This is a genomic window from Salegentibacter sp. BDJ18, assembly GCF_017579965.1.
In the GTDB taxonomy this organism is placed as follows: domain Bacteria; phylum Bacteroidota; class Bacteroidia; order Flavobacteriales; family Flavobacteriaceae; genus Salegentibacter.
In genome coordinates, this window is record NZ_JAFLQX010000001.1 from 130,067 (window position 1) to 143,218 (window position 13,152).

The window sequence follows — 13,152 nt, forward strand, 5'->3', positions numbered from 1 at the left end:
TTTTTAGTTTAAGTCAGACAAAATATCGTTCATCACAGTATTTCTGTCTACTGCTGTGGCCTCAATAGGTAAGGCATCTAATTGCTCCTGCGGATATGGTAAGTATTCCTTATCTGCAGAAAAATTTCTACCATCATAACTTAATTCCCCATACTTATCGTGACGAATCATATCATAATATCTTATCCCCCATTCCATTGCTAATTCAGCGAATTTTTCATCTAAAACCTGTTCGTGAGTAACCCCGCTTAAAGAAGGCATACCGGCACGGTTTCTCACTATATTCACTGCTTCATCAGCAGAAATGCTGGAACCGCTTGCGCCTAAAGTTATAGCCTCAGCATACATCAGTAGCACTTCGGCATAACGAATTACGATCATATTTTTTCCGGCGCTATATTGATTTCTTCCATCGGTAAGCTGAATGGAAGGAAGATAATGCTTCCCACTGGCGAATTTTGCACGAGCATAATCGTTAATAATATCTCCAGAAGGAGTAGTATTAGTAACAAATCCTGGTACTTCAACCCCATTTTCTTCCAGCTCTGCAATACCTCTATCGGTAAACAAAACACTTGTTTCTAACCTGGTTTCTTCACCCCGGTTTATCATGAATTCTATCCATTTATCGCTTGGTTCATAGAATCCCCATCCACTCTGCGCGTTTTCACGAGCGGGTGTCCAGTTTTGCGGACCAAAAGGTGCAAAAAGATGATATAATTCACCTCCTGCTTCAGTTCCATAATCTGAATATTGTATTTCAAGTAAGCTCTCATTGCTTAGTTCTCCAGGTTTTTTAAAGAGTTGGTAGAAATCTGAATAAAGAGAAAATTTCCCTGAGCTAATAATAGCTCCCGCAGCATCGGCAACTTCCTGGTAATTCTCTAATTCCTGATGTGCAAGTGCTTTAAGAGCATAAGCTGTATAGCGCGTAACTCCACCCTGGATATCGGTACGTTCGTTTGGACGTGCATCGGGCAGATTTTCTATAGCCATATCCATTTCATCTGAAATAAATTGCATTACCTCTGCTTTTGAAGAAACTCCCTGTTCCAGTTCTTCTTCGGGCTGATTGGAAGTAATAATAAATACCTCTTCCCAGGTTCTGGCCAGGTTAAAATGAAGATAGGCTCTCAATACTTTTATTTCAGCAATATATTGGTCTGCCCTATCTATATCCCCGGCATCAGCAAACTCTTTAAAGCTTTCAATTTGGAGAATAGCACTGTTCATATTAACAATATCGTTGTAATGAACATTCCATAGCGAATTGTACATCCAATAATCTTTATTGTACTCAAACCTATCGGTATCTGCAAAGGGTTGCTGGTCTCCCAGGCCACCTGCATTAACATCGTCACCTCTAACCCCTAACAAAAGCGGTTCTTCCCAACCACGGGTTGCAAATTCGTAATAAGCACCAATTAGCGGCTGTACCATATTGCTGGCATCGGTAACATCAAGATCACCGGTATCTAATTGTCCCTGCCGCTCCTCGAGCTTATCGGTACAGGAACTAACTCCAAAGGCTAAAATGAGACACAGGAGGAAAATTTTTGTGAAACTATATCTTTTCATAATCATTTTTTTAGAATTTTAAATTAACACCCATAGTGTAAATGGCTGGAACCGGGTATGTTTGTCTATCTACCCCGTCTGATACTTCAGGATTAAAACCATTGTAACTAAAGAATGAAAATGGTTTTTCTGCAGTAAAATATATCCTGGTGTCCGGTAAACCTTCTGCTTCAATATTATAAGCTACCTGAATATTTTGAATTCGGAAGAAATCTCCATCTTCTACCCAGAAATCACTTAAACGTTGGTTCCAGGCCTTACGTAGTCCTGCTGAAGAAGGATAGGTATTACTTGTTCCTTCCCCGTGCCATCTGTTAACAGCAAGATCGGCATCAATATTTGTATCCTGGGTGAAAATAATTTCACCACGTTTTCTATTTAATATCTTATTCCCGGCCTGCCCGTAAAAGTCCATTGAAAAATCAAAGGCTTTATAGCTTACGCCAATATTACCACCAAAGGTATATTTAGGTAAAAAAGATCCCAGGATTACCCTATCGGAATCATCTATTACGCCATCGCCATTTTGATCTCTATAAATTAAATCTCCGGGAACAAGGTTGTTTTCCACAGCAACTGGATCGGCATCTATTTCCTGTTGATTTTGATACACCCCAATTCTTTCATATCCATAAAAACCAAGTAATGGGCCACCAATAGTAGTTCGCTGTCTAAATTCAGCTGAACCGGAATCGATATAACCTCTTTCATCTTCAATTTCAAGAGTTTCGTTCTTTAGCGTAGTGAAATTTGCACCTATTCTAAAGCTAAAATCTTCAGAAACCTGTTGACTCCAGTTTGCTACAAGTTCAAGCCCTTCGTTTCTTATTACGCCCGAATTTCTATCTATACTTCTATTCACAATTGGAATAAAAACAGGAAGAATTGCATCGTGGGTATCACGTATATAATAGTCGGCATCAAGAGACAACCTTCTATCAAATGCTTCAAGATTTAACCCGAAGTTATATTCTTCAATAACCTCCCAGGTATTATTGGAAAACACACTGGTAGAAGTTAAACCAGTTCTGGGCTGATTGCCTATTGGAGCGGTTACCACTTCAATAGTGTTAGAGCCTGCACTGGCTGCTACATTATCATTACCCAATTTACCCCAACTGGCTCTTAATTTAAAGAAATCTATAAGATCGTTATCTACAAGAAATTCTTCTTCAGACACTACCCAACCTAAACCAACGGAAGGGAAATAGCCCCAGGGATCTAAGGTAAATTTGGAAGATCCATCTGCTCTAAAGGTACCGTAAAAAATGTATTTATCTTTAAAGGTATAAGCTACCCTACCAAAGTATGAAAGCCCGTAAAATCTTCTACCTACTTCTCCTACATTATTAGCAAAAGAATCAGGATCAGCAAAATCCAGGTACCAGCTTGTTTCAAGACCAATTCCCGATATATCAAAACCGGTAGCTTCAAATTCGTTCCTGGCTTCATCTCTAAATGATGTACCGGCCATTAAAGTTAAATCGTGATCCCCAAAAGTATCTTCATAAGTCAATACATTATCCCAATATTGATTAGAGAAATTATTATTTTCTCTTTTAATACTAGAACGTCTTTCATAATTATTTCCAAGTGTATAAGGAAGGTTCACTTCACGTATTTCTAAACTGGAATAATCGTGACTATAAGTAGTTTTAATATCTAATTTATCTTCTATTAATTCATACTGTAAAAAGGCAGAAGTAAGTTGTTTTCTTATTTTTTGCCTATTCTCGTTATAAGCAAGATCCTGAAATGGGTTTTGCGTACTTCTATACCCAAGAAGTTGAGCATTAGAGTAGCGAGTAGGTCCGGCTTCTGTATTCGTTTCGTCAATTACCGGCATTGTAGGCACTGCAAAATAAGCTCTAAACCAGGCTCCGTTCTCTGGAGCATGTTTGGTTGCGTTACTAAAAATAGAATTTACTCCCATTTTTAACCGATCGGTTAAATCTATATCTACTTTAGCACGAATATTAAAACGTTCGTAATCATTTTTCATATCAAGAATACCTTCCTGCCCGGTATAGTTGGCTCCAACCGCATAAACCACACTTTCCCCTCCACCTGAAGCAGAAATACTGTGGTTTTGAATTAAACCTTCTCTAAGAATTTCCTTATACCAATCGGTATTCACTGCAGGAACGTTAGGATTAATTCGGCTACGGCCATAACGCTGAATTGCATTTTCAATAAATTGAGCATCTGGCGCAGACCCAGATTCTCTTGCCATAGTAGCAAATTGTTCTGTATTGGCAAGTTTCACAACATTCTGTGCACGTTGAAAACCGGTATAGCCATCATACTCAAATTGAGGTTTCTGGTTTTTTCTACCAGATTTTGTTTCGATGATTACAACCCCGTTTGCCGCTCTAACTCCATATATAGCAGAAGATGAGGCATCTTTTAAAACGTTTATTGACTTAATGTCTTTTGTGTTTAGGAAATCAATATTATCATATAAAACATCATCTACTACATATAGTACATTGGTGCCCTCCCCAAAGGTGCCCAGTCCTCTAATTCTTACTGTAGGAGAATCACCGGGGGAACCGGAGTTAACAATTTGCACCCCGGAAACTTTTCCCTGTAAAGATTGCATAACGTTAGAAGTAGGTGTTTTTTCAATCTCCTCAGCAGATACCGTACTAATAGAACCCGTTAAATCCCTTTTCTCCTGGGTACCATAACCAATTACCACAACTTCTTCAAGTTGATCGGTATCTTCTTCCAATGCTATAGTGTATTGATTATTTTGTCCCACCGTAAATTCTTGCGGCATAAAACCAAGGAATGTTACTCTCACGGCATCACCAACTTCAACATTGTCGAGACTAAAATTCCCATCAAAGTCGGTTACATCAAAAATCTCTTTGTCAATAACCTTTACTTCGGCTCCCGGTAAAGGCATTTCATTTTGGTCTGTTATTATCCCGGTAATGGATTTGGTTTCCTGGGCAAATCCAAAACTGGATAATAAGACCATACAAATGGCAAATAATTTTAATTTCATACGGTTGAATTTTTACTGAATTTTAACAGAAAGATACAACCAAGCTTAGTTTTTACGCAAACGATATAGTACACTACCGCTACATCAAAAAAATTAAGGTTTTAATTGATTGATTAACAGTTATTTAATTACATTTTGAAGTAAATTTTTAACATTGTTTTAAATCGATGATGTAGTAATGATGTATTCTTTTTATGTTAATTTTGGAGGTTTAATTTAAGAACTTAGAAATTTTTTATAAGAAAATTTGTCAAATTCTCCTTTTTATCCAGGTCCATTTTCTTCCGAAGGCGATAACGATGTACTTCTACACCGCGTACAGAAATACCCATTAATGGAGCAATTTCTTTTGAGGTAAGATTCATTTTAAGATAAGAGCAAAGCTTTAAATCTTTGCTGGTAAGATGAGGATAACTATCCAGAATATCTTTAAAGAAATCCTGGTGCAATTCATTAAAATTAGTTTCAAATACCTGCCATTCATCCTTATTTTTAATAGCACGGTTTATCTTATTTAATATATGCTTCATTTTAAATTGATTGGGAAAACTACTTTTATCCTTATTCAATTCATTTTGAATTTCCATCAACATTTCATTTTTCTTTGCCGCCACCATAGTAGTATTAGCCAACTCTTTTCTTTTTAAGTTTATTTGATTCTTTAATCTTTCTTTTTCAAGATTATTGAGCCTTTCCTGGTGTTCTTTTTCAAATTTCTCTTCTAACACTCGTTGGTGTTTTCTAAGTTTCCGCTGGTTATACCAATACACCAAAACCACCAAAGACAAAATAATAAGCATATAAACCAGTTTCATTAAGTTAGAGAGATACCACGGGGGCTGAATACTAAAATTAAAACTGTTCTTTTTTGCTATTTTAGCTTGCGGCCCTACGGCCAGAAGTTGCAACTCATAATCGCCATGATTAAGGTTTTGCAGATTTATCACTCCATTTTTAACTTCTCCGCTTAGTGTATCTTCTCCCCTTAAACGATACCGTAATCCCATAGCTTCAGAGACCGGAAAAGAAGTATATATATTTAGGTCCCTTGAACTTTTATAAGGAATCTCAGGATTATTTTCCAGAGAATGGCGGCCATTAATATTAAGAAAACCCTTAACTGTAGGCGTGCTAATATGAACATCATCTAAATTTTTTACATATCTGGCCAGGTCTAATTTTGCGAAACCATCATTTAAGGCAATATAGTAGAGCGAATCTCCATTTTTTAATATTTCCTCATAATTCTTTACCAGCCTGTTATTGAGGTTTCCGGGAGCAATTACAATATTTTCATCATCAAAATTGGTTAATTTAAGCGAATTGTTTTCGGTATGGCTAAACCAATATGAACCTGCATCTTTCAGTAACATTTTATGTTTTCTAAAAGCCTGTAATTCTTCAAAAACAAATAATGAATCTTTAAACGAATTGTATTTAAACCATTGGTCGCCATTAAAAACAGCTATTTGATTATTAATTACAAAAACATTCGTATTAATACTGTTCCCGCCGTCGGGGATTTTGATTTTATCTATAAACTGAGTTTCCTTGAAGTTATTTTTTAATCCTACCCTGTAAAGACCTTCGTAAGGGTGTGCTGCCCAAAGGCTGGTTTCATTTTCAAAAACAACATTTTTAACCGGAAAATTTAAACTGTCAAGATTATAGATGCTGTCATCTTTTCTGCTAAAATTTCGAATTCCGGTATAACTGCTAATTAAATAATCATTTCTGCTGTAGGGTACCGCACTAATTTTAAAACTTCCTGTAGAAGTTTCTACAGGCATCAGTCTATCCCGAATTAAGTAGTAAGTGCCCGTATTATGGTTCACATATAAAGTATCGTTAAGGATTTCGAGGTTCCAGGTATGGCCCTCTGCACCTTTAATAATCTCAAGCTGATTATTATTAAAAGTATAAACGCCGGTATTACTGGCCAGGAACATTTTATTATTATAAAAAACGAGATCATAAACTGCTCCCAATTCGCCGGTATCATCGGTGTAAAACTCTACTGGAGAGTCAATTTCTATCCGATCTATTCCGTTATCCAGGCCTAACCAAATATTACCATGTTTCTCAACAAAGCCCAGCACGGTATTATTCTGAAGTCCACTATTTCGGTTAAAAATAGTGTAAGATTGCGTCGCTTCATCATAGTTTATTATTCCGTTCTTAACAGTACCTAAAAGTATTCTTTGGTTATCTAAGGTCATGATGTGGTTAAGTTCAGAACTTTCCAACTCATTCATCAATTTAGTATCCTTCAACAATTTGCAGCCCGTGGTGTTGTACTTAAATAGCTTCTCCCGGGTTCCAATAATGAGATTTTCTCCCTGGATTGCCATATCTACGATTACTTCATCATTTAAAATTTCCTGATTTGGAAGTTTTTGTAATTCGTTATTCTCATCTAAAAAATGTATCCCATTCTTTCTCACCGCAAACAAGAGCTTATCTCTATAAACCAACATCTTATTACTTACAATATTCTGAATAGGTTTTATAGTCTTATTATCATATTTATAAATCGCTCCAAAGGATCTAAAATAAATATCACCGTTAAACTCCAGGATTTCCCAAAATTCTTCACTTTGCATTGCGTATTTTCCAAGCTTTGGAATAAGTGAAGTATAGAACAATTTGCCCGTATCATCCTTCTTCCAATATCCAAATTCCTTATAAGACCCCGTAAAGATTTTATCCTCATAAACGAAAACTGAACGAATAATACTACCATTGGGCAAAGAAGATAATTCCCAGGTTTGACCATCAAAACTTAGGAGACCCTGATTATTTGCGGCGTAAATCACACCTTCTTCATCTACATCAATATCCCAATTCTGGCTGGCTGCTTCATAAGCTGTAGAAGAATAATTATGTATGGGAGGCGTAAGCTGTTGTGAAAACAAGCTATAGCACTGAAAACCAAATAAGAAAAGAAATAATATTTTCAGTTTAAAAAACTTCATAAATTCCAATTGAGCAGTTTTTGTATAGGTCTAATTTAAAACAAAATTACATACTTTTTGTACATTAGTTCTTACTCACCAAAATCTTCCTTTATGTTTTCTAACAAAATTTCTCTCCTATTTTTCAGCTTTTTTCTACTAAGTATTTCTTTGATTTCCTGTAAAAACAATAATTCAGAAAAAGAAGAAGATAAAAATTCTGAAACAAAACGACCCAATATAGTTTTTATAATGACCGATGACCATGCGGCACAGGCCATTAGTGCATACGGTCATCCCGTTAGTAAATTAGCTCCTACACCTAATATTGATAGAATTGCCCAGAATGGTGTAAAATTTAATAATAACTTTTGCACTAATTCCATTTGCGGGCCCAGCCGCGCTGTAATCCTAACAGGAAAACATAGCCACGAAAACGGATTTAGAATGAATGGGGAAGTTTTTGATGGTTCCCAACCTACCCTTCCAAAATTCTTAAAAGAAGTGGGCTATCAAACCGCCCTGGTAGGAAAATGGCATCTTCACGGTTTACCTGAAGGTTTTGATCACTGGAATATACTTGTAGATCAGGGAAATTATTATAATCCAGATTTCATTAAAGGAAAAGATACGACCAGGATTGAAGGTTATGCCACCGATATTATTACCGAAATGGGCCTGGACTGGTTAAAAAATAACCGTGCAGAAGACAAACCCTTTATGCTTATGGTGCAACATAAGGCTCCCCACAGGAACTGGATGCCCGCTTTAAGGCATTTAAATAAATATGATTCTATTGAATTCCCTTTACCCGATAGTTATTTTTCAGATCACGAAGGCCAGGTAGCCGCACAACAACAGCTGCAAACCATTTATGAAGATATGTACGAAGGTCACGATCTAAAAATGAGTGTAGAGAAAGGTAGCGATTCTTTAAGGCATAATCCCTGGAAAACAGATTTTGGCAGAATGACCAAAGAACAACGCGATACCTGGAATGCAGCTTACCGACCTAAAAATGATGCTTTTCACGATGCTAATTTGACCGGGAAAGAATTAGCAGAATGGAAAGGCCAGCGTTATTTAAGAGATTATCTTGCCACTGTTGCATCCGTAGATGAAGGGGTTGGGGAAATCTTAGATTATCTTGAAGAATCGGGTCTAGATGAAAATACCCTAATTGTTTATACCACAGACCAGGGTTTTTATTTAGGTGAAAAAGGATTTTTTGACAAGCGGTTTATGTACGAAGAATCTTTGGCTATGCCTATGTTAATGCAACTTCCAGGCGATATTGAAGCAGGAAGCGAAATAAATGCGCTAACGCAAAACCTGGATTTTGCGCCAACTTTTCTCGATTTTGCGAATGCAGAAATCCCCCAGGATATGCAGGGAAAATCTTTACGCACTTTAATGAATAATTCAGTTTCAGATAAAGATTTTAGGAATGCAATTTATTATCATTATTACGATTTCCCGGCCTTTCATATGGTGAAAAGACACTACGGTATAAGAACCAATCGTTTTAAATTAATACATTTTTATGATGATATAGATGAATGGGAATTATACGACCTCAAAGAAGATCCAACAGAAATGACCAACCTATATAATCATCCAGATTATGCCGAAGTTAGAGAAGAAATGCACCAAAGGCTGGATTCCCTTCAGCAAAAATATAACGTTACCGAGGAAGAATTTAAAACAACTCCAGAACAACAGGTAGAAAGGGCTTATCGTAATTTCGCGAAACTGGCGGGGGAAGATCCTGAAAACTACCCAGATTTTAAAAATTAGTATTTATTCCAAATTATAGGATTTTTTCCTATTTTTGACTCAAACTTCGAATAATATGATGTTTGACCGAATTAAGGAAAACTGGAAATTCTGGCTGATGCCGCAAAATACGATGTTTCCTGTTCCAGTAGTGGCAGTAAGCGCTCCAATAAAAATAAAGGCCTTGGAAATTCTGACGGAATGGGAATTTGCCATTCTTATACGGAGGATGGTCGTTGCGTATCTTTGCTTAAAATTCTGCTTACCAATCATTGCATTTTTGATTGCGCATATTGTGTAACCCGCCGCAGTAACGATATTAAACGAGCAGCTTTTAAAGTTCAGGAAGTGGTAGATCTCACCATCAATTTTTACAGGCGTAATTATATTGAAGGATTATTTCTTAGTTCAGGGATTTTTAAAGATGCCGATTTCACGATGGAAAGGCTTATCCAGGTGGCAAAAAAACTTCGACTGGAAGAAAATTTTAACGGCTATATTCATTTAAAATCAATTCCTGGAGCCAGCGATGAGCTTATGCACGAAGCCGGACTTTACGCTGATAGGTTAAGTGTGAATATTGAAATCCCAACAGTTTCGGGATTAAAAAAACTTGCTCCCGAAAAAGATCACTCCGATTTTATAAAACCTATGGAAAAGGTGAAGAATGAAATTATTCAATATAATTCTGAGAAAAAATTAATTAAAAGCACACCAAAATATGCCCCGGCCGGCCAAAGCACGCAAATGATTGTTGGCGCCACGGGAGAAAGTGATCGGGAGATTATGCTTTCGGCAAATCATTATTATAAGAATTATAATATGAAGCGGGTATATTATTCCGGGTATGTGCCAATTAGAAACGATCCGCGGTTACCTTCGCTTGGCTCGCAAGTACCAATGCTTAGGGAAAATCGGCTCTATCAAACCGATTGGCTAATGCGCTTTTACGGGTTTGAAGTAAACGAATTATTAAACCCGCAGTTTCCAAATTTAGATGTAGAAGTAGATCCAAAATTAAGCTGGGCTTTAAGAAATCCGCAGCATTTCCCGGTAGATATTAATCGTGCTGAAAAAGAAACTTTGTTGAGAATTCCAGGAGTTGGTTTAAAATCGGTAAGCAAGATTTTAAACGCAAGAAAATACCGAAAATTGAACTATGATCATTTAAAGGCAATTGGCGTTGCCCTTAACCGGGCGAAATATTTTATAATTTGTGATTCCCGCGGTTGGGAAACAAAAGATCTGGGTTCAGCAAAAATCAAATCGCTTATTCTTCGAAATTCGGTTGGGAAATTCAGGAAAGAATATAGCAGCCAGTTAAGTTTGTTTTAAATGAAATCTACAACGTCATTAAGTTACGATGGTACTTTTAATGGATTACTTACCTGCATATTCCTTAATTATGAGGAAAAATTGCAGGTAGTGGCAATACATCCTCCCGGGATAGCCAGTGAAGAATTATTTAGCAACCACCTTGAAGTAATTACTGAAAAACCAAAGGCTGAAAGGGTTTGGAAATCTTTTAAAAAGATTGCAACAGCTCGAGGCGCAAAAAACATATATTTCGCCTATTTAAGTGAAGAACCTGGAATTGAATTAGAAATTTTAAAATATTTTCAGCATACATTTCAGCGTAAAGAGAGTATAGAAGGAGATTTCGCGAATTCGCACGTGCTTAAAATTGCGCAAACCGCTAAAAAGGTAAGCCGGGAAAAACATCGTATGGAAGCTTTTGTAAGATTTCAACTCACAAAAGACAATATTTATTTTGCAACGATTGAACCCGATTTTAATGTACTTCCGGTTATAAAGCATCATTTTACCTCCCGTTATACCGATCAGGAATGGATAATTTACGATTTAAAACGGAAATACGGTCTCTACTATAATCTACATACAACAGCTATTATTAATATTGAATTCGCTAAAAATCCCGGTTTCTTAGAAGAAAACGAATACTTATTTGATTCCATGGAGCAGAATTTTCAGAAATTATGGAAGAATTATTTTGAAGCCACTACCATTAAATCCCGCATCAACACAAGGCTTCACCATCAACACGTACCTAAAAGATATTGGAAATATTTGATTGAAAAGAATCCCTTGCACAATTAAAAAATAGTTTAAATTTGTTCCTTCAACTAATTAACATATTCTAAAATGAAAAAATTATTTTTACTTTTTGCTGTTGCAACAATGTCACTTTCTATCTACTCTTGTAGAGAAACTACTGAAGAAAACACAGAAGACGCTATGGAGTCTGCTGGTGAAGACATCGAAAACGCTGCTGATGAAGCAGGAAACGAGATGGAAGAAGCTGGTAACGAAATAGAAGCTGAAGCTAACGAAGCTGAGCAAGAAATGGAAGAAGAAATGAACGAAGACGATAATATGTAATCGTTTCTTTCTAAGAAATTCTAAAGCCACTTTTGTAATAGAAAGTGGCTTTTTTTAGTTTAAACCAAAATCAAATTTCAATGAAAAAGTTAGTTTTATTATTAATTAGCATCTTTACCCTTAGTTTATATTCCTGCCGTGAAACTACCCAGGAAAAAACAGAAGATGCTGTAGAAGCAATTGGCAAAGACATTGAAGACAATGTGAATAAAGCCGGGGATAAAGTAAAAGAGGGTGCCAAAAAAGTTGAGGAAGGCGCAGAAAAAGTAGAAAGAGAAATAGATAAAGAAATTCATGAAGACGATAACTAATCTATAATTTCTCCAAGAACTATTTAAGGCTGTTTCGTGACTACATTAAACCTAACGAACAGCCTTATTTTTTTCGCTCTATTACGTAATTTACCATAAGTTCCAGCGATTCTCGATAAGGTGATGACGGGTAATCTTCCAGGATTAATAAAGCTTCCCGTTGAAATTCTTCCATACGCTTTACTGCGTAATTAAGACCATTTTTGTCTTTTACAAACTGGATTACTTCTTTTACCCGTTTCTTATCTTTATTGTGATTTTTAACCGAATTAATCACCCAATCCTTCTCTTTTTTAGTCGAATTATTTAGGGCGTAAATTAAAGGCAAAGTCATTTTTTGTTCTTTAATATCAATTCCAGTGGGTTTACCAATTTGTTCATCACCATAATCAAAAAGGTCATCTTTAATCTGAAATGCCATCCCAATTAACTCGCCAAATCGTCTCATTTTAGCAATCGCATCAGAATCTGGTTTCACCGAAGCCGCTCCCAAACTACAACAAGCGGCAATAAGTGTAGCGGTTTTTTGCCGAATAATGTCGTAATAAACAGCTTCAGTAATATCTAAACGTCTGGCTTTTTCTATTTGAAGCAATTCACCTTCACTCATTTCCCGAACCGCAACCGAAATAATTTTCAGCAGGTCAAAATCATTATTATCTATAGAAAGCAATAAACCTTTAGAAAGTAAATAATCGCCCACTAAAACGGCAATTTTATTCTTCCATAGCGCATTTATACTAAAGAATCCGCGGCGGCGGTTAGAATCGTCTACCACATCGTCATGAACCAAAGTAGCGGTATGAATAAGCTCTATTACCGAAGCCCCGCGATAAGTACGCTCGTTCACGCTCCCATCTGAAACCATTTTGGCAACCAGGAAAACAAACATAGGCCGCATCTGCTTTCCTTTGCGATTAACAATATAATGTGTTATCCTATTGAGCAGTGCAACTTTGGAGGACATAGATTCCAGGAACTTTTTTTCAAAAAGCTCCATCTCTTTCTCAACCGGAAGTTTTATTTGGGAAATTACTTTCATTAAGCCACCAAAGATAATTATTTATAGAGAATATTCATCAGTGGTTTTTCTTTGAAAGATTAAGTAATTTTAAAGCGT

8 protein-coding genes and 1 pseudogene are annotated in these 13,152 nt (G+C 36.4%); 5 read left to right on the forward strand and 4 right to left on the reverse strand.

What is annotated here, in order from left to right; genetic code table 11:
• Positions 1-3 precede the first annotated feature (3 nt).
• The 3 genes from J0871_RS00520 to J0871_RS00530 form a co-directional block, all read right to left on the reverse strand.
• Entirely contained in the window at positions 4-1,578 is a 1,575-nt protein-coding gene (locus tag J0871_RS00520; RefSeq protein WP_208222741.1) for a RagB/SusD family nutrient uptake outer membrane protein, read from the reverse strand.
• Positions 1,579-1,588: 10 nt separating this feature from the next.
• On the reverse strand, positions 1,589-4,591 hold the full coding sequence (locus J0871_RS00525; RefSeq protein WP_208222742.1) for a TonB-dependent receptor: 3,003 nt from the start codon (positions 4,589-4,591) through the stop codon (positions 1,589-1,591).
• Between the two features lie 224 nt (positions 4,592-4,815).
• On the reverse strand, positions 4,816-7,566 hold the full coding sequence (locus tag J0871_RS00530; RefSeq protein WP_208222743.1) for a LuxR C-terminal-related transcriptional regulator: 2,751 nt from the start codon (positions 7,564-7,566) through the stop codon (positions 4,816-4,818).
• A 93-nt stretch (positions 7,567-7,659) separates the two neighbouring features.
• On the opposite strand from J0871_RS00530, the gene J0871_RS00535 reads away from it, so the two are divergent.
• The 5 genes and pseudogenes from J0871_RS00535 to J0871_RS00555 all read left to right on the forward strand — a co-directional run bounded on the left by J0871_RS00535 (position 7,660) and on the right by J0871_RS00555 (position 12,032).
• The gene (locus tag J0871_RS00535) at positions 7,660-9,342 is read left to right on the forward strand and encodes a sulfatase (protein WP_208222744.1); all 1,683 of its coding nucleotides are present in this window, start codon (positions 7,660-7,662) and stop codon (positions 9,340-9,342) included.
• A 55-nt stretch (positions 9,343-9,397) separates the two neighbouring features.
• Positions 9,398-10,656 (forward strand): annotated as a pseudogene (locus J0871_RS00540) (putative DNA modification/repair radical SAM protein).
• A complete protein-coding gene (locus J0871_RS00545; protein ID WP_208222745.1) occupies positions 10,657-11,439 on the forward strand; it encodes a TIGR03915 family putative DNA repair protein in 783 nt (260 codons plus the stop codon).
• Positions 11,440-11,520: 81 nt separating this feature from the next.
• Positions 11,521-11,721 carry a hypothetical protein gene (locus tag J0871_RS00550; protein WP_346014316.1) on the forward strand — a complete coding sequence of 67 codons (201 nt, stop codon included), beginning with the start codon at positions 11,521-11,523 and terminating at the stop codon, positions 11,719-11,721.
• An 80-nt stretch (positions 11,722-11,801) separates the two neighbouring features.
• Positions 11,802-12,032 (forward strand): hypothetical protein, encoded by a 231-nt coding sequence (locus J0871_RS00555; protein WP_208222747.1) that lies wholly within the window; start codon positions 11,802-11,804, stop codon positions 12,030-12,032.
• A gap of 64 nt (positions 12,033-12,096) precedes the next feature.
• Here J0871_RS00555 and J0871_RS00560 read toward each other — a convergent pair whose 3' ends face one another.
• Complete coding sequence (locus J0871_RS00560) at positions 12,097-13,074, reverse strand: polyprenyl synthetase family protein (RefSeq protein ID WP_208222748.1); 978 nt, start codon at positions 13,072-13,074, stop codon at positions 12,097-12,099.
• Between the last annotated feature and the right edge of the window lie 78 nt (positions 13,075-13,152).

Coding starts and splice junctions, on each gene's coding strand:
- J0871_RS00520 (WP_208222741.1), bottom strand. CDS start 1,578: ATGAAAAGATATAGTTTCACAAAAATTTTCCTCCTGTGTCTCATTTTA.
- J0871_RS00525 (WP_208222742.1), bottom strand. CDS start 4,591: ATGAAATTAAAATTATTTGCCATTTGTATGGTCTTATTATCCAGTTTT.
- J0871_RS00530 (WP_208222743.1), bottom strand. CDS start 7,566: ATGAAGTTTTTTAAACTGAAAATATTATTTCTTTTCTTATTTGGTTTT.
- J0871_RS00535 (WP_208222744.1), top strand. CDS start 7,660: ATGTTTTCTAACAAAATTTCTCTCCTATTTTTCAGCTTTTTTCTACTA.
- J0871_RS00545 (WP_208222745.1), top strand. CDS start 10,657: ATGAAATCTACAACGTCATTAAGTTACGATGGTACTTTTAATGGATTA.
- J0871_RS00550 (WP_346014316.1), top strand. CDS start 11,521: ATGTCACTTTCTATCTACTCTTGTAGAGAAACTACTGAAGAAAACACA.
- J0871_RS00555 (WP_208222747.1), top strand. CDS start 11,802: ATGAAAAAGTTAGTTTTATTATTAATTAGCATCTTTACCCTTAGTTTA.
- J0871_RS00560 (WP_208222748.1), bottom strand. CDS start 13,074: ATGAAAGTAATTTCCCAAATAAAACTTCCGGTTGAGAAAGAGATGGAG.